The sequence below is a fragment of the Amycolatopsis sp. M39 genome (assembly GCF_001651785.1).
In the GTDB taxonomy this organism is placed as follows: domain Bacteria; phylum Actinomycetota; class Actinomycetes; order Mycobacteriales; family Pseudonocardiaceae; genus Amycolatopsis; species Amycolatopsis rubida.
Window position 1 is genome coordinate 257,510 of sequence record NZ_LWSF01000005.1, and the last position, 17,181, is coordinate 274,690.

Consider the following 17,181-nt stretch of genomic DNA (forward strand, 5'->3'; position numbering starts at 1 on the left):
CCGCTGGTGGTGGTGTGGACGACTGAGGTGGGGCCGTTCGCGATCCGCTGCCCGGCTTGTGCCTGGGCTTCACCCGATCGGCGCGCTCGCCTTCGATCGAGAGTGCCTCGCAGCCCGTGGGTCCGGGGGCGTACATCGCCTGACCAGCACGGGAACCTCCACGCGCGGCCTGGGACCGCGCGAGGGATCAGCGAGGGGCCGGTGCCGTGACGGCCCGTGCCCCGGGCTCACCCGGAGATGTCGTCTTCACCTGCCACGATAGGAGTCCTCTTGATCGAGTCTGCTGTCCGTCGGCCAGGATACCAGGAAGCGGAGGATGCGCATCCGAGTTCCACAGTGGACGGACAGCGGTTCAGAACGTCTGCCCCAACCGCTCCAGCAACGGTGCCGCCTCCTTCAGCACCGCCAGCTCCTCCGGCGAAAACCCCGAGCTGAGCGAAGCCGCGAACTGGCGCATCCGGGCATCGCGGCGGGCCCGCAGCACCTCGCTGCCCTCGGGGGTCAGCGAGACGATCATCTGCCGTCCGTCGGCGGGGTCGGCGTCGCGGGTGACGAAGCCGCGGACGGACAGGCCGCTGATGGTCGTGCTCATCGCTTGCGGGGTGATTTGCTCGGCGCGGGCCAGCGCGGCGGTGGTGGCCGGGCCGTCGCGGTCGAGGCGGGACAGGGCTGAGCGTTCCGGCAGGGACAGTTCGGCCGCGACCTGGCTTTGGCGCAGCCTGCGGGCGATCAGGCTGACCGCGCCGTACAGCGTGGCGGCCAGTTCGTCGGGGGCGGACATGGGAAGAGGCTAGAGCAGGTACTCCTTGACGGCGGAGAAGTCGCCCGCGTCGGAGATCAGCCCGACGTAGCCGTCGGGGCGGAGCAGGACCAGGGTGCGGTCGGCCGGGGAGTACGCGCGGGCCAGATGGCCGGCGGAATCGGCGATCTCGTCGTCGGCGGCGGGCTCGGGAACGACGTGGAAGGTGCGGACCGGGGAGTCGAATCGGGGACCGAAGTTCAGCAGCGTGAAGCGGCCGCCGCGGGTGAGGTCGAACAGGCGGCAGTTGCCGGTGGCGGTGGTGAGGCCGGGGGCGTCGGGGGCGCGGTCGCCTGCTCGGAGCTGCGCGGACTCGCTGCGGTCGTCGCGGGCCAGTGCGGAGCCGCGGTAGTTGACGCTGAGCTGGGTCGTGTCCCGGTCGCTGCGGATCGGGATGCTCTTCTGCTCGGCGGCTTCGGCCAGTCGCGCGGTCGACAGCCGCAGCACGCCGGCGGCGACCGGGCGGCGTTCGGACTCGTAGGTGTCCAGCAGCTCCGGTACCCCGGCGGCGAGTTTCCAGCCCAGGTTGTGCGCGTCCTGGATGCCGGTGTTCATGCCCTGGCCGCCGGCGGGGGAGTGCACGTGCGCGGCGTCGCCGGCGAGGAAGACGCGGCCAACGCGGTATCGGTCGGCCAAGCGGGTGTTGGAGCGCCACAGGGACGTCCATTCCGGCTCGTGCAGGCGGACGTCGGCGCGGCCGCTTCGCCGGTCGAAGATCGTTTGCAGAGTGGCGAGGTCGAGGCCGGTTTCGCCGAGGATGGGCGCCTGGTACTGGAACAGGTCGGTGGAGGGCAGCGGGCAGAGGCTGACGAAGCCCTCGGCGCAGCGCCACATGTGCCAGGCGTCGCGGTCGAGGCCGTCGACGGCCAGGTCGGCGACAATCATCCGGATCCGTTCGTCGGTCTCGCCTTCGAAGGCGATTCCGGCTTGTTTGCGGACGACACCGCGGCCGCCGTCGCAGCCGGCCAGCCACTCCGCGCGGACGGTTTCGGTCTGGTCGCCGGTGCGCAGCACTGCCGTCACCGCGTCGGCGGACTGGTCGAAACTTTCGAGCGCGGTGCCGAACTCGACCGTGCCGCCGAGTTCGGCCAGCCGCAGGCCGAGGGTTTCTTCGACCCGCCATTGCGGCGTGATGACCGATGCGGGGTAAGGAACATCGGGTCGTTCCTCGTAGGTCGGGCTGCCGCTCGTCTGGCCTTCGGGGCCGGTCAGCAGGATCGGCATCGCCGACCGGCCGTTGGCGAGGATGCGGTCGATGACGCCGAGGTCGTCGAACACCTCTAGGCTGCGCGGCTGCAGCCCCTTGCCGCGCGAGCCCGGGCGGAGGCCGGGGGACGCTTCGACCAGCCGGAACGCGACGCCGCGCCGGGCGAGTTCGCAGGCCAGCGTCAGCCCGGTCGGGCCCGCACCGACGATCAGAACCGGCAATTCCGGCGCGGACAGGTTTGCGTTCGGCATTTCAACCCCCTGGCTCCGAAGAACTCCTGATCGCCAGGATAGGGAAACTTGCTAAGAAAGGCAAACCTTTCTATTGTGAGTTGAGTGGCCCCTGAAACCGCCCGTCGCCGGCATGGCGAGCAGCTGGAATCCGCGTTGCTGGCCGCCGGATGGGACGAACTGGTCGAAGCCGGTTACGCGCGGCTGACCATGGAATCGGTCGCCGTCCGGGCCCGCACGAGCGAGGCCGTGCTCTATCGGCGGTGGGCCAACAAGGACGAACTCGTGCTGGCCGCGATGCGGCGGCACCGCGACGTCAACCCGATCGCCGTCCCGGACACCGGAAGTTTGCGCGGTGATCTGCTCGCGTACCTGACCTCGACGAGCGAAGCACTGGCCGGATTCTTCGCCATGGCGGCCGCCGCGGCTTTCTCCGGGCTGTCGTTCGGCGCCGCCGCCACCCCCGGCGAAGTCCGCGACCGGATCATCGGCGACCGGCTGCTCCCGCAAGGGTCGATCTACCAGCGCGCGCACGACCGGGGCGAGATCGACCTGGCGCACCTCTCCGGCACGGTGCTCGAACTGCCGTTCCAGCTGGTGCGCCACGACTTGCTGCTGGATCTCGCGCCGCTGCGGCCCGCCCGGATCCGGTCGATCGTCGACGAGCTTTTCCTGCCGCTGGTCCAGCCTCAAGCGCCAGTTAAGTACTTAACTGGCTGCGGGAAAAATCAGCCGCGGTCGACCTCCGGCGACCTTTTCCGGTCGATTCGCTGGGCGCAGCACAAGCGGATCGAGGAATGGAGCCGTACGCGCGAGCTCACCTTCGAACAGGCCACGGTGCTCGGCTACCTGGAGCGGCGGCCTGGCGTCATCCAGCGAGACGTCGCGGAGATGAGTCACACGACGCCCGCGAACGTCTCCCTGCTGCTGAAGGGGCTCGAACGCCGCGGGCTGGTCGAGCGCCGCACGGAGGGCGGGCGCAAGCGCGTCTATGCCACTCCGGCCGGGAGCAACCTGGTCGCGGGGCTCGACGAGGTGCTGGCCGAGGCTGACGAGATGGTCTTCGCCCCGCTCGACCGGGACGAGCGGGCCGGGCTGGAAGCGTTGGTGGCCAAGATCAACGCGCACCTGCCCGGGGGCTCGTGAGTGGCGATGCCGGCATCGCCACTCACGAGCCCGGAACGCGTGCCCGCCGACGGGGTGAGGTCTGTGCTGCGGCTGCGGCTCGCTCGCGCTGCTCGCCATGCCTTTGCGCGGCAAAGTGCCTTCGGCCCGAGGCGCGTGCTCGCGGTGCGTGCGATGTCTCGGCCGCAGGCATGCCCGGAGCTGCGAGATGTCTCCGGCTCGCGCTCGGCCGCAGCGCTCGCGAGCACGGTGTGTGGCGAGATCTCTCCGGGTCGTGATCGCTCGCGGTGCCAGCGCACCGCAGGACGCCCGTCGATGCACGCTCGCGGTGCCGACACACCGCAGGACGCCCGTCCACGCACGCTCGCGCGCAGGACGCCCGTCGACGCACGCTCGCGATGCCGACACAACGCAAGACGCCCGTCCACGGCACGCTCACGGTGCCAGCGCACGGCAAAACGCCCGTCCACGCACGCTCGCGATGTCAACGTACCGCGAGACGCCTTCGACCCGCGTTCGCCAGTTCTCGGTGCTAGCGGCTCCGCAACCCCAGTCGCACCGCCAGGCACCCCCGGCTCACCTCCGCAGCCGCCGCAGGTTCCGTTTCCCCATCACCGCCAGCACCGGCTTCAGCGCCAGCCACTCCCCGAACCGGTAGTCGCGCGCGGGCACCAGCCGCTCCGCCAAATCCGGCCGGTGCCGTCGCAGGTAGTGCCGCGCTTTTTCCGCGTGCAAGGAATTCGAGACGATCTTGATCCGGTCCGCGTCCTCGATCAACGGCACCGCGTGGAGCACGTTCTCCCACGTCGACCGGCTCTCGGTTTCGAGCACGAGCGGCCCGCGGCAGCCGTACTCCCGCGCGTATCGTGCCATCAGCGCGGCCTCCGTCTCCGCGCCGCCGACGGCTCCGCCGCACAGCACCAGTCGCGACGGTCCGGGCGCCTGCGAACGTACTGCCGCTCGCACTCGCCAGCGATTGACGAAATTGGCCCGCGACCCGCCGTTGCGGTAACCGAGCACGACCACCGCCTCGCCGGTGCCCGACGTCCCGGGGCGGCCGCCCATCCCGCGGCGCGAGGCGCGCCAGTGTTCCCATTCGGCCCAGCCGAACAACACGACGAAAAACAGCAGAAAACGGCGCGGCACGCACCCGACCCTACCATTGTCCACAAAGGACAGACCAGGTCACGGAAAGAAGCACGTCTGGAACTTGTCGATCCGCGAAGGTACTGTCACACGAACCGCTACGTCGCCGTCCGGTAGTCGGGAGGAGCAGTGTCGCTCGGAGGGATACCGTCGCAGGGCTCCGCTGTCCTGCGGCCGCCGATCGCCGATTCGTGGCGCCGGTCCCAGCTGTTCGGCGTGGTGCCGGAGCTGGACCGGGCCGCGATTTCGATCGGTGACGTCGATCCGCGCAGCAGGCTGATGACCGCCGCCCGTCCGGTGCTGGACCAGCTCGTCGAGCAGCTGACCGGCACCCGGTTCTCCATCCTGCTCGCCGACCGCGACTGCCGTCTCGTCTTCCGCTGGTTCGGCGATCGCGGGATGCAGCACCGGCTGGAGGAGCTCGGCGTGCTGCACGGTTCGCAGCTCAGCGAGGGCCGCGTCGGCACGAACGCGCTGGGCACGCCGCACGAATCTCGCCAGGCGGTGGAAATCCACGGCCAGGAGCACTACGCCGACGCGTTGAAGCGGTTCAGCTGCTACGGCCATCCGATCCGGCATCCGCTCACCGGGCGGATCGAAGGCGTCCTCGACATCACCGGCGAAAGCGACAGCGGCAATCCGCTGTTCGGGCCGCTGGTGAAACGCGTCGTCGGCGACATCGAACAGCTCGTGCTGGAGAGCGCCCGCGCCTGCGAACGGCGGCTGTTCCTGGCGTTCCAGCAGGCCACGCACCATCGCAGCATGCCGGTCGCGGTGCTCGGCGGCGATCTGGTGTTCGCCAACGAAACCTGTATCGAACAGCTTCGCCCCGCCGATCCGACCCTGTTGCGCACGTTGCTGCCGCAAGTGCCGGAACGCGGAGTATTCGACACTCGCCTCGATGTGGGTGACGGAATCAGCCTTTCGGTCGTAGCCGAGCGGGTCGAGGGTTCGGCAGACGGTGCCGTCTTCCGCATCGCGAAGAGCCAGAGCAGCAGCCGGAAACCGGCCCCCGCAGCGGCAAAAACCGCACGCTCGGTCCTCATCACAGGCGAATCCGGCACCGGCCGCACCACCGAAGCCCGCGCGCGGGCCGGCGTGGACGATCCGGTCGTCCTGCACTCCGCCGCCGCACTGCGCGAGGAACCGCGAGCCTGGGCGGCAAGATTCGCTGACCTGGTCGCGCAGCCGCGCGCCGCCGTCGTCCTGGACGACGTTCACCTGCTCCCGGAGAGCCTGCTCCCGTTGGTCGGCGAGGCGCTCGACAGCCCGGAATCGGCCCGGTTGCTGCTCACTTCCGTCCCATCGGCCGCAATGTCCCCAGCCGTCGCGGCGATCGCCGCGAGATGTGCGGAAACCGTCACCCTGGCCCCGCTGCGCGAACGCCTCGACGACCTGCCCGCGATCGCCGTGGCGATGCTCCGTGACGAGTATCCGGACCGGAAACCGCATTTCACCGGTACCGCGCTGGCCGCGCTGCGGACGCATCCGTGGCCGGGCAACCTGCACGAACTGCGCGCGGTGATGCGCGAAGTGTCGCGCCTTCCGTACACGGGGGTGATCGACCTCGCCCAGCTGCCGCCCGCGTATCGCGGCAGCTCGCGCACGAGGCAGCTCGGCGGCCGCGAACTCGCCGAACGGAACGCGATCGTCACGGCGTTGCGCGCCAGCGAAGGCAACAAGCTGCGCGCGGCCCGCGAACTCGGCATCAGCCGCACCACGCTCTACCGCCGCATGCAGGCGCTGGGCGTGACCGACGACTGTCCACTTCTGTAACACTTCGCCCCCGGTCCCCCGGGTGACGATGACCTCCGTCACAACGAAGTGAGGAGGCGTCAGGTGACCGCAACGGTGGAATTCCCCCTGCACACCGAGGTCCGGGAGTTCGTGTCCGGCCCGCTCGAACTGCTCATCGGCGGGCACTGGGTCCCGGCCGCGTCGGGCCGCACGTTCCCGACCTACGACCCGGCGAACGGGGAGAAGATCGCCGAGGTCTCCCACGGCGAGGCCGAGGACGTCAACCGCGCCGTCGCCGCCGCGCGCAAGGCGTTCGACGAGGGCCCGTGGGCGGCGATGAAGCCGAACGAGCGCGAACGGCTGATCTGGCGCATCGGCGATCTGCTGTCCGAGCGGGCGGAGATCTTCGGCCAGCTGGAAGCGCTCGACAACGGCAAGTCCGCGGCGATCGCGACGGCGGTCGACACGAACTGGGCCGCCGACGTCTTCCGCTACTACGCGGGCTGGGCGACCAAGATCGAAGGCAGCACGGTGAACGTGTCGATGCCGTTCGCGCCGGACGCGCAGTTCCACGCCTACACACTGCGCGAGCCGGTCGGCGTGTGCGGGCAGATCATCCCGTGGAACTTCCCGCTGCTGATGGCGGCGTGGAAGATCGCGCCGGCGCTCGCCGCGGGCAACACCGTGGTGCTCAAGCCCGCCGAGCAGACGCCGCTGACCGCGCTGCTGCTGGGCAAGCTGTTCGAGGAAGCCGGATTCCCGCCCGGCGTGGTCAACATCGTCACCGGTTTCGGCGACGCCGGTGCCGCGCTGGCCGCGCACGACGGCGTCGACAAGGTCGCCTTCACCGGCTCGACCGAGGTGGGCAAGAAGATCGTCCAGGCGGCGAGCGGGAACCTGAAAAAGGTTTCCCTGGAGCTGGGCGGGAAGAGCCCGAACGTGGTGTTCGCCGACGCCGATCTCGACCTCGCGGTGCCCGGTTCGGTCAACGCGTGGATGTTCAACCACGGCCAGTGCTGCGTCGCCGGAACGCGGCTGTATGTCGAGGACACGATTTTCGAGGAGTTCACTCAGGCGGTCGCACAGGCGGCGAGCCAGGTGAAGATCGGGCCGGGACTCGACCCGGAAACCCAGCTGGGGCCGATGGTTTCCCAGGAGCAGTTCGACCGTGTTTCGCGCTACCTCGGCGAAGGGCTCGCCGACGGCGCCCGCGCGCTCACCGGCGGAAAACGCTGGGGCGACACCGGATACTTCATCGAGCCGACCGTTTTCGTTGACGTGAAACCGGAATTCAGCATCGTCCGGGAAGAAATCTTCGGCCCGGTCGTGGCGGCCATGCCGTTCAACGCCGAACAGGGCGTGGCCGCCGCGGCCAACAACAGCGAGTACGGACTGGCTGCCGGGGTCTGGACACGCGACGTCGCGAAGGCGTACCGTACTGCGAAGGAACTGAAGGCAGGCTCGGTGTGGGTCAACCAGTACAACGGCTTCGACACGGCGATGCCGTTCGGCGGCTACAAGCAATCCGGCTGGGGCCGGGAACTGGGCGCGGCCGCGCTCGACCTCTACACGCAGACCAAGTCCGTGAACATCGCGCTGTGATCCGCCCGCTCGAACAAAGGAGTTCCGGATGAAGACGAAAGCAGCGGTCGTCTACGAGGTGGGCAAGCCGATCGAGGTGGTCGAACTCGATCTCGAAGGCCCGGGCCCGGGCGAGGTGCTGATCCGCTACACGCACGCCGGACTGTGCCACTCCGACGTGCACATCGCGCACGGCGACCTGGAGGCCCGGCTGCCGATGGTGCTCGGCCACGAGGGGGCGGGAATCATCGAGGACGTCGGGGTCGGCGTCACCCGGGTCAAGCCGGGCGACCACGTGGTGTGCTCGTTCATCCCGAACTGCGGCACGTGCCGCTGGTGTTCCACCGGGCAGCAGGCGATCTGCGACATGGGCGCCACGATCCTGGAGGGCTACCTGCCGGGCGAGCGGTTCCCGTTCAGCGGCCCGGGCCCGGTCAAGGAGTACGGCGCGATGTGCATGCTCGGCACGTTCAGCCAGTACTCGACCATTCACCAGAACTCGGTCGTGAAGGTCGACGACGATCTTCCGCTCGACAAGGCGGTACTCGTCGGCTGCGGCGTCCCGACCGGATGGGGTTCGGCGGTCAACGCGGCCAACGTACGCCCGGGCGAGACGGTGGTCGTGTCCGGCGTCGGCGGCATCGGCATCAACGCGGTGCAGGGCGCGCGCTACGCCGGCGCGAAGAACGTGATCGCGCTGGACCCGCTGGAGAACAAGCGCGAAAAGGCGATGGAACTCGGCGCGACGCACGCGGTCGCGACGCCGGAGGAAGCGGCTGAGCTGGCGCAGTCGTTCACCAACGGCAACGGCGCGGACAAGACGATCGTCACCGCGGGCATCGTCACCGAGGAGATCGTGACCGGCGCGTTCAACGCCACCGGCAAGGGCGGCACGATCGTGCTGACCGGGCTGAACAAACTGTCGGTGAACAACGTCAACCTCCCCGGCTCGATCCTGACGCTGTTCAAGAAGACGGTGAAGGGCAGCCTGTTCGGCGACTGCAACCCGACCACGGACATCCCGAAGATCCTCGGGCTGTACCAGAGCGGGGACCTGAAGCTGGACGAGATCATCACCCGCACGTACACCCTGGACGAGGTCAACCAGGGGTACGACGATCTGCTGGAGGGCCGGAACGTGCGCGGCGTGCTGGTCCACGACGCACCGTGACGGCTTTGTCCGCGGACTGCGGGCCGGTTTCCGGTCCGCAGTCCGCGGTTCCCCTCCTGACCGCGGACGTGGTCGGCCGCAGGCGCGAAATCGAACTCCTGCTGGCCGGCCTCGATTGCGGCGCACACGTCGTGCTCGAAGGCCCGCCCGGCACCGGCAAAACCACCCTGCTGCGCGCCGTCGCGGAAGCAGGCGGCTCACCGTTCGTGTTCGTCGAAGGCAACGCCGAGCTCACGCCCGCCCGCTTGGTCGGACAGTTCGACCCTTCGCGAGTACTGGCCGAAGGCTATGTGCCCGAGACCTTTGTGGACGGTCCGCTCATCGAGGCACTGCGCACCGGCGGCCTGCTGTACGTCGAAGAGATCAACCGGATCCCGGAGGAGACACTCAACGTCCTGATCACCGTCATGTCCGAAGCCGAACTGCACGTGCCCCGCCTGGGCCGAGTGCGCGCGGCGGACGGATTCCGTCTGGTAGCCGCGATGAACCCGTTCGACGCCGTCGGCACGGCCCGAATCTCGTCGGCTATTTACGACCGGGTCTGCCGAATCGTGATGGGCTACCAAACCCAAGACGAAGAAAGCGACATCGTCGCCCGCCGCGGCCCGGCGGTCCCCGCCGGATGGCGCGACCAAGTCGTAGACCTGGTACGCCGCACGCGCGACCACGCCGATGTCCGAGTCGGTTCGTCAGTGCGCGGCGCGATCGACGTCGTACGACTGGCAGTTTCCCTGGCCCGCATCCGCGACGCCTCGACCACGGATTGGCGAATCGGCCACGACGCCGCGCTGGCCGCGTTGTCCGGCCGAATCGGCCTGCACGAATCCAGCGGACGCACCGCGGAATCGGTGATCGACGAGCTGTACATCGCGGTTTTCGGCGAGGAATCCCCTCCGCCGGATTCCGAGGGCGGTGACCCGCCGGGGGAAGCCTGAGCCCGCCACCGGCGGGCCCACCGCAGCAGCAACGCCCACCCCGGCCAGGCTCAGCGCGGAGCAGCACCACCCCACGCTCCGAACTCTCCCGCAACGGCCGTTTCGCGGAAATCTCGCCCGAGGTCGGCGTATTGGACGAGGAGGCGTTCAACGCGGTCTTCCGCGACGACGCAGACGAAGCAATGGCGCTGCTGGTCGAAATGAGCAAAGCCACCGACGAGTCCCTGCGCGCAGCGGCGCGAGCGCTGGCCCGCAGATTAATGATCGACGTCGCAAGACGCGGCGTCGCGCGGGGCCGGGGCGTGGGAAAACTACGCCACGACCGGGCCGACCGAGGCGGCGAACTCGACCTGGACCGGTCCTTGCCCGCACTGGTGGACGCGGCCGCGGTCGGCAGGGTCCCAGCACTGGACGACCTGGTGTCCCGCCGCTGGGCACGACCAGAATTGGCGCTATGCCTGGTAATCGATACCAGCGGCTCAATGACCGGCGCCCGACTGGCCGCAGCCGCCCTCACCGCGGCGGCTTGTTCGTGGCGGGCCCCAGCGGAACACGCGGTGGTGTCTTTCGCCCGGAACGCGGAGGTGATCCGCCCGCTGAGATCCTCCCGGTCGAAGGCCGCGGTGGTGGAATCGGTGTTGTCGTTGCGAGGACACGGAGTCACCGCATTGGCGGCAGCCTTACGGAAGGCGAATGAGCAACTGGCTTCCTCACGCGCAGCGAGGAAAACGGTTCTATTGTTGTCGGACTGCCGAGCCACAGATGACCAGGACCCGCTGCCCGCAGCCCGCGCGTGCGAAGAACTGTTGATCCTGGCGCCAGCCGAGGACTGCGAGGAAGCCGAACGCTTCGCGCGCGAATCAGGTGCCCGCTGGCAACCACTAAGCGGCGCCGCGGCCGCCCCCGCCGCACTAGCCGCGCTGTTAGACCGTCCGTGAGGGCCACCCTCACCGACCCTGATTCCCTGAGGGTTCCCCTCACGACCGTTGCCTGCACGCCCCGCCCGCCGCCTGGGGCGCTATCCCAGCTCGCGAAACCGCAGCCGGTGCACCCAGCGAACGGTGCATCCACACCCCCCGGGCACCCCGATACGAAGCTTCCCGTCAGCACCATCAGCTTCGGGGTGCCCACCGCAACCAGGGGCGCAATGTCGCCGCCAGGCGAGGAAGCCGAACCCTAATCCGGCCCAGGCTCCCCGACCAGCACCTCATCGGCGAACCCAGCCGCCAACGCCCGCAACCCGGCATCCAGATACAACGTCAAATCAGCATCCGCCCGAGCGGACCACCGCTCATAAGCCGCCCGGCAGGTGGCAAGGACCGCCCGCCCCACCGCCAGCGGATACAGCGAATCCTCGGCCTGCCCCGTCCGCCGAGCCACGAACCCGATCACCGCCCGCTCCCAAGCGTCATAATGCCGAGTAGCACTAGCCGCCAGCTCCGCGACCGTGCTGAGCAGATTCATCCGCATCCGCAGCTCAGGCACATCCTCAGCGCGATAATGATTGGCCGCCAGCACCGCCCGGCGCACCGCCTCCAGCACGGGCACATCCTCCGGAGCCTCGGCAAGCGACTCCCGGATCGTGTCCACCTCGGAGTCGAACTCGTTCCACAGCACATCCGACTTGGCGTCGTAGTACCGGAAGAACGTCCGCCTGCTCACCCCGGCCGCGGCCGCGATCTGATCCACCGTCGTCTCGTGAAACCCCTGCTCAGTGAACAGCCGCAGCGCGATTTCCTCCAGCTGCCGCGCGCTGGTCCCCCGAGGGCGGCCCCGCCGAGGTCGCACCTCGCCGGACTCGCCGACCGGATCAGCAGGCATGCCTCCCCCTCCCGCGGGTGCTTCTGTCACCCGGTGACACTACTCGGTCACGCACCCCCAGTGGCGCCTGCGGCCACCGCCAGGCCGCTCGGAGATATCCACAATGGACGGTCGACTTGACGAAGAATGCGCGATAAAAGACGGAACGCCCGAAACAAACCCTATTCGCCGATTCGCCACGCGGCATTCCCTCATAGCCACTCGAAAGAGGGACGTTATGGACAGTGGACAAGTCTGTTGCGCCAGGTGTCAGATGTGAAGATCCTGCCGCAAAGCAGAATCGAGGATCCGATGAGTGAGACCGCTGCTCGCCCGGCCTCAACCGCCACTGGCATCGCCGATCCGGGACCGCTCGGCCTGGCCGGTTTCGCCGCCACCACGTTCGTCCTGAGCGCCGTCAACGCCGGACTCGTCCCCCAGGCCGTCGAACCGGTAGTCCTGCCACTGGCCCTCTTCTACGGCGGACTGGCCCAGCTGCTGGCCGGGATGTGGGAGTTCCGCAAGAACAACACCTTCGGCGCGACCGCGTTCGGCACCTACGGCGCGTTCTGGCTGGCTTTCGCTTTCTACGTCTGGCAGTTCGCGGCGAAGATCCCGCCCGCCGACGCGGCGACCGCGACCGGGATGTTCCTGTTGGTGTTCACCATTTTCACCGGCTACATGATGATCGCGTCGCTGCGCACGAACGCCGTCCTGATCGGAGTGTTCGTCCTGTTGTTCCTGACCTTCCTTTTCCTCACAATCGGGGAATTGGGCGGTGCGGAAGGCGCGGGCAAGATCGGCGGCTGGCTCGGACTCGCCACCGCGGTGGTCGCTTGGTACGGCTCGTTCGCCGTCGTCACCAACGCCACTTTCGGCCGCACGGTGCTGCCGACGGCACCGATCGGCAGGCGCTGACCACTCCGCGAAGCGGTTCGTGCAGGAACAGGATCAGGCAGCCGCCTCGGCCGGATAGTCCACGACGAAAGAGGACAGTCCGGCGGCTGGATTTCTGTCAGTGGCGGACCCGAGCCGCTTGCCGCTGATGCTGAGTGCGGGACAGCCGTCCGGCGACTGGCCAGTGCGCCGTCAGCGGCCAGATAGGGGCCGCCGCGATCGTGCCCTCCAGCACCAGAACCCCGGGCTCTCTTTCGGCGTCACCTCGAAGATGCCCGAGCGGCAGCCGGATCGCCGCAGCACTGCCCGAAGGTCATTCCGGCCGGTCCTCGCCGCGCACCCACGAGTCGAGCACGATCAGGGTGCGCGTGCTGGTGATCCGGTGGCTGCGCCGCAGTTCGTCGATCGTGGCTTGCAGGTGCGCCATGTCGCGGCTGCGCAGCCACACGACCGCGTCCGGGTCGCCTGCGATGGTGAACACCGCCTGCGCCTCCGGGATTCGCGTGGTGGTCTCGACGATCTCGGCGACGTTCGTGCTGCCGAAAAATCTCAGCTGGGCGAACGCCTCGATGCCCCAGCCGAGTTTCGCGTGGTCGACCTGCACGGTGAAGCCGGTGATCACGCCCTTCTCCCGGAGCCGGTCGACGCGCCGCTTCACCGCCGCGGTGGAGAGCGACACCCGCCCGGCGATGTCCGAGAACGTGCGCCGGGCGTCCTCGCGGAGCAACGCGATGATCTCGTGGTCGGTCGCGTCCAGCAGTTCTTCGGCCATGAGCGGCATCGTACGCAACGGATCTGCCTGATCGGCCCTCTCGCGCGTCATCCGTTGCGTCCTTGCCACTACAGTGGCCGGGCACGTTGCGCCGGGCTCAGGCGTGGGGTGAGGTGGCTCACGTCCCAGCGGCGGGTGCCCGTGGGCTTGATGGCGTGCGGAAGGGAAGTGCGGATGAACGCCTTCACGTTGGAAGACCGGTACGTGCGCGAAGCGGGCACTGTCTACCTGACCGGGGTGCAGGCGCTGGTGCGCGTCCTGCTCGACCGGATCCGGCTGGACCGCCGGAACGGCGCCGATTCGGCGGCCTTCGTGTCCGGGTACCAGGGTTCGCCGCTCGGCGGGTTCGACCTGGAGCTGGCGCGCCGGTCGGGATTGCTGGCCGAGCACAACATCGTGCACAAGCCGGGCGTGAACGAGGAACTCGGCGCGACGGCGGTCATGGGCAGCCAGCTGGCCGCCCGAGCAGGCACGATGCGTCCGGACGGCGTGGTCGGCATGTGGTACGGCAAGGCCCCTGGCCTCGACCGCGCCACCGATGCGCTGCGGCACGCGAACCTCGCCGGCACCGATCCGCGCGGGGGTGCGGTCGCGCTGGTCGGCGACGACCCCAATGCGAAATCCTCGACCATCCCGTGTGCGTCCGAGCACGCGCTCGCCGACCTCGCGATGCCGGTGTTCTTCCCGGCCGACTCGCAGGACGTGCTGGAGCACGGCAGGCACGCCGTCGAACTTTCTCGCGCGAGCGGGCTGTGGTCCTCGATGAAGATCGTCGCGAACGTCGCCGATTCCGGCGGCACCGCGCTGGTCGATTCGGAATGGACCGCGCCGGAGATGCCCGAGGGCGCGTACAAGCACCAGCCGAACAGCCGCCTGCTCGGGCCGGAGCTGATCACGCTCGAACACAGCCTGCACCGCGTGCGGCTGCCGCTCGCGATGGAATACGTGCGGGCCAGCGGAATCAACCGGATCGTCCGATCCGGACCGGACGACCGGGTCGGCATCGTCACCGCCGGGAAGTCCTATTTGGACCTCAGGCAGGCGCTGCGGATGCTCGGCCTCGACGAATCGGAGCTGTCCCGTTACGGCATCCGGCTGCTGAAGCTCGGCGTCGTGTACCCGGTCGAACCGGGCATCATCAAGGAATTCGCCGAGGGCCTGGACGAAATCCTGGTGGTCGAGGAGAAGCGGGCGCTGGTCGAACCGGCGATCAAGGAGATCCTCTACGGCCGCACCGGCGCGCCGCGCGTGTACGGCAAGTCCGATCCGCACGGCCAGGTGCTGTTCACCGAACTCGGCGAACTGGACCCGGACCGCATCGCGAGCGGCCTGGCCAAGCGCCTGCCGGAAGCGGAACCGGTTGCGGCGTGGAAACAACGGCGTCGTCGCGAGCGGATTGCGGTGCCGCTGCTGGCTCGCACGCCGTACTTCTGCTCCGGCTGCCCGCACAACTCGTCCACCAAGGTCCCGGACGGCACGCTCGTCGGTGCCGGAATCGGTTGCCACACCATGGCTTTGTTCATGGAACCGGAGCAGGTCGGCGAGGTCGTCGGGCTGACGCAGATGGGCGGCGAGGGCGCGCAGTGGATCGGCATGGCCCCGTTCGTCGAGACGCCGCACCTGATGCAGAACATCGGCGACGGCACGTTCATGCACTCGGGCAGCCTCGCCGTGCGCGCGGCGGTGGCGGCGGGCGTCGACATCACCTACAAGCTGCTTTACAACTCCGCGGTCGCGATGACCGGCGGTCAGGACGCTGTCGGCGGGCTGTCCGTGGAGAAGGTGGCTGCGCTGCTGCTGACCGAGGGCGCGGCGAAGGTCGTCATCACGTCGGACGCTCCGCGGCGGCTGCGGAAACGCAAGCTGCCGCGCGGGGTCGAGGTGCGCGATCGGTCGGAACTTCTTCGTACGCAAGAAGAACTGGCGGCGCATCGCGGGGTCACGGTGTTGATTCACGAGCAGGAGTGCGCGGCGGAGAAGCGGCGCAAGCGCCGTCGGGGCAAGCAGGAAACGCCTGCGCGCAAGGTGTTCATCAACGAACGCGTCTGCGAAGGCTGCGGCGACTGCGGCGTGAAGTCGAATTGCCTTTCGGTGCAACCGGTCGAGACGGAGTTCGGCCGTAAAACCCAGATCCACCAGGCTTCGTGCAACGTCGACTACTCGTGCCTCGACGGCGACTGCCCGTCGTTCCTGACCGTCGTCCCGACCGGCGAGGTCAAGCGGCGGCAGCTCGCCCCGATCAGCGCGGACGTCCTGCCGGATCCGGCGAAAACCCGGTCCGACGTCGCCGTGCGGATCACCGGCATCGGCGGCACCGGAGTGGTCACCGTCGCGCAAATCCTCGGGGTCGCCGGGGTTCTCGACGGCAAACAGGTGCGCACCCTCGACCAGACCGGCCTCGCGCAAAAGGGCGGCGCGGTCGTCTCGGACGTGAAGATCTCCACCGGCGCGGTCGAGCAGGCCCCGAAACTCGCCAACGGGGAGTGCGACCTCTACCTCGCCTGCGACGCGCTGGTCGCCGCGGACCCGGCGTACCTCGGCGTGGCCGACGCCGAGCGGACGGTCGCCGTGGTGTCCACTTCGGAGGTTCCGACCGGGCGCATGGTGGTGGACAAGGAAGTTTCCTACCCGGACCAGTCGAGCATCCGCGGCGCACTCGGCGACGCGACCGCGGCCGGGCACTACCTCGACGCGCGCGGCCTCGCCGAGCAGATCTTCGGCGACGACCAGTTCGCCAACATCCTCCAGCTCGGCGCGGCGTACCAGACCGGCTCGCTGGCGGTCACCGCGGAAAGCCTGGAACAGGCCATCAGGATCAACGGGACCGCGGTGGAGACGAACCTCCAGGCGTTCCGGCGCGGCAGGCAGCTGGTCGCCGACCCGGACGTGCTCAACGCGGAACTCTCCCCGTCGGCGGAGGCCCCGGCCCCGGCCGCGGCCGACGCGGAAGCGGTCCGCCGCGTGCGCGCTGTGGTCCGGGCCGACGGCGAACTCGCCCGGGTGCTCGACCTGCGCGTCCCGGACCTCATCGCCTACCAGGACGAGCGCTACGCGCGGGAGTACGCGGAGTTCGTCGAGCGGGTCCGGACCCGCGCCAGTGCTTCGGTGACCGAGGCGGTCGCACGAAACCTCTACAAGCTCATGGCCTACAAGGACGAGTACGAGGTGGCGCGGCTGTCGCTGGACCCGCAGCTGACCGCGGAAATCGAAGCCCAGTTCGGCGCCGGCACGCGGTTCGCGCACCGGCTGCACCCGCCGGTGCTGCGCGCGCTGGGCATGAACCGCAAGATCAGCCTCGGCGGCCGCGGTTTCCGGCCCGCGTTCGCGGCGCTGCGGGCGATGCGCAAGCTTCGCGGGACGAAGCTGGACCCGTTCGGCCGCGCGGAGGTCCGGCGGGTCGAGCGGGCGCTGATCGGGGAGTACCGGCAGGCGCTGACCCGTGCGCTCGAAGCGACCGACCGGGGCGACACCCGGCTGGTCGAACTGGCCGCGCTGCCGGATTCGGTGCGCGGGTACGAGGAGATCAAGCTGGCGAACGTGGCCTCCTACCGGCGGCGGCAGGAGGAACTGCTGCGGGAGCTGGAAACGCCGGACTCGGTGCGGGTCGCCACTGCCTGAGGCGGCAGCCGCGACAGGGCGGTCCGGCTGGTTCGCGCGGCTGCTGCCGGGGCCTCGTGAGTGGCAATGCCGGTTCGCACCGGCATTGCCACCCACGAGAACCTGCGCGCTGGATACCGGCGGCGCGGGTTTGTCGTAAGCGCTTGCGCCTGGTCGCACCGGC

At 69.1% G+C, this 17,181-nt stretch carries 13 protein-coding genes; 8 read left to right on the forward strand and 5 right to left on the reverse strand.

What is annotated here, in order from left to right:
* Window positions 1–352: 352 nt before the first annotated feature.
* The gene (locus A4R44_RS15655) at window positions 353–781 is read right to left on the reverse strand and encodes a MarR family winged helix-turn-helix transcriptional regulator (RefSeq protein WP_067580624.1); all 429 of its coding nucleotides are present in this window, start codon (window positions 779–781) and stop codon (window positions 353–355) included.
* A 9-nt stretch (window positions 782–790) separates the two neighbouring features.
* The gene (locus tag A4R44_RS15660; protein WP_067580626.1) at window positions 791–2,257 is read right to left on the reverse strand and encodes an FAD-dependent oxidoreductase; all 1,467 of its coding nucleotides are present in this window, start codon (window positions 2,255–2,257) and stop codon (window positions 791–793) included.
* An 84-nt stretch (window positions 2,258–2,341) separates the two neighbouring features.
* Between A4R44_RS15660 and A4R44_RS48975 the strand changes: the two genes are divergently transcribed.
* A complete protein-coding gene (locus tag A4R44_RS48975) occupies window positions 2,342–3,382 on the forward strand; it encodes a TetR/AcrR family transcriptional regulator C-terminal ligand-binding domain-containing protein (RefSeq protein ID WP_067580628.1) in 1,041 nt (346 codons plus the stop codon).
* A 555-nt stretch (window positions 3,383–3,937) separates the two neighbouring features.
* Here the strand turns inward: A4R44_RS48975 and A4R44_RS15670 are convergent.
* Window positions 3,938–4,507 (reverse strand): YdcF family protein, encoded by a 570-nt coding sequence (locus tag A4R44_RS15670; protein WP_232791621.1) that lies wholly within the window; start codon window positions 4,505–4,507, stop codon window positions 3,938–3,940.
* 129 nt (window positions 4,508–4,636) lie between these two features.
* Between A4R44_RS15670 and A4R44_RS15675 the strand changes: the two genes are divergently transcribed.
* The 5 genes from A4R44_RS15675 (at window position 4,637) to A4R44_RS15695 (ending at window position 10,869) form a co-directional block, all read left to right on the forward strand.
* Complete coding sequence (locus tag A4R44_RS15675) at window positions 4,637–6,283, forward strand: sigma-54-dependent Fis family transcriptional regulator (protein ID WP_067580632.1); 1,647 nt, start codon at window positions 4,637–4,639, stop codon at window positions 6,281–6,283.
* Window positions 6,284–6,346: 63 nt separating this feature from the next.
* Window positions 6,347–7,846: an aldehyde dehydrogenase family protein gene (locus A4R44_RS15680; RefSeq protein WP_067580634.1), complete on the forward strand. Its 1,500-nt coding sequence runs from the start codon at window positions 6,347–6,349 to the stop codon at window positions 7,844–7,846.
* A gap of 28 nt (window positions 7,847–7,874) precedes the next feature.
* Window positions 7,875–8,996, forward strand: coding sequence for an NDMA-dependent alcohol dehydrogenase (locus A4R44_RS15685; RefSeq protein WP_067580637.1), 1,122 nt, complete (start codon window positions 7,875–7,877; stop codon window positions 8,994–8,996).
* A complete protein-coding gene (locus A4R44_RS15690) occupies window positions 8,993–9,931 on the forward strand; it encodes a MoxR family ATPase (protein WP_067580640.1) in 939 nt (312 codons plus the stop codon). Before A4R44_RS15685 ends, A4R44_RS15690 begins: the two co-directional genes overlap by 4 nt.
* Window positions 9,932–10,113: 182 nt before the next feature.
* On the forward strand, window positions 10,114–10,869 hold the full coding sequence (locus A4R44_RS15695; RefSeq protein ID WP_067581251.1) for a vWA domain-containing protein: 756 nt from the start codon (window positions 10,114–10,116) through the stop codon (window positions 10,867–10,869).
* Window positions 10,870–11,107: 238 nt separating this feature from the next.
* Here A4R44_RS15695 and mftR read toward each other — a convergent pair whose 3' ends face one another.
* The gene (gene mftR, locus A4R44_RS15700) at window positions 11,108–11,752 is read right to left on the reverse strand and encodes a mycofactocin system transcriptional regulator (RefSeq protein ID WP_067580642.1); all 645 of its coding nucleotides are present in this window, start codon (window positions 11,750–11,752) and stop codon (window positions 11,108–11,110) included.
* 291 nt (window positions 11,753–12,043) lie between these two features.
* Here mftR and A4R44_RS15705 point away from each other — a divergent pair, with 291 nt between their 5' ends.
* Window positions 12,044–12,649, forward strand: coding sequence for an acetate uptake transporter family protein (locus tag A4R44_RS15705; RefSeq protein ID WP_067581253.1), 606 nt, complete (start codon window positions 12,044–12,046; stop codon window positions 12,647–12,649).
* A 292-nt stretch (window positions 12,650–12,941) separates the two neighbouring features.
* Here the strand turns inward: A4R44_RS15705 and A4R44_RS15710 are convergent, their stop codons facing one another.
* Complete coding sequence (locus A4R44_RS15710) at window positions 12,942–13,400, reverse strand: Lrp/AsnC family transcriptional regulator (RefSeq protein WP_043836493.1); 459 nt, start codon at window positions 13,398–13,400, stop codon at window positions 12,942–12,944.
* Between the two features lie 174 nt (window positions 13,401–13,574).
* Here A4R44_RS15710 and A4R44_RS15715 point away from each other — a divergent pair, with 174 nt between their 5' ends.
* The gene (locus A4R44_RS15715) at window positions 13,575–17,018 is read left to right on the forward strand and encodes an indolepyruvate ferredoxin oxidoreductase family protein (RefSeq protein ID WP_067580647.1); all 3,444 of its coding nucleotides are present in this window, start codon (window positions 13,575–13,577) and stop codon (window positions 17,016–17,018) included.
* The last annotated feature ends 163 nt before the right edge of the window (window positions 17,019–17,181 follow it).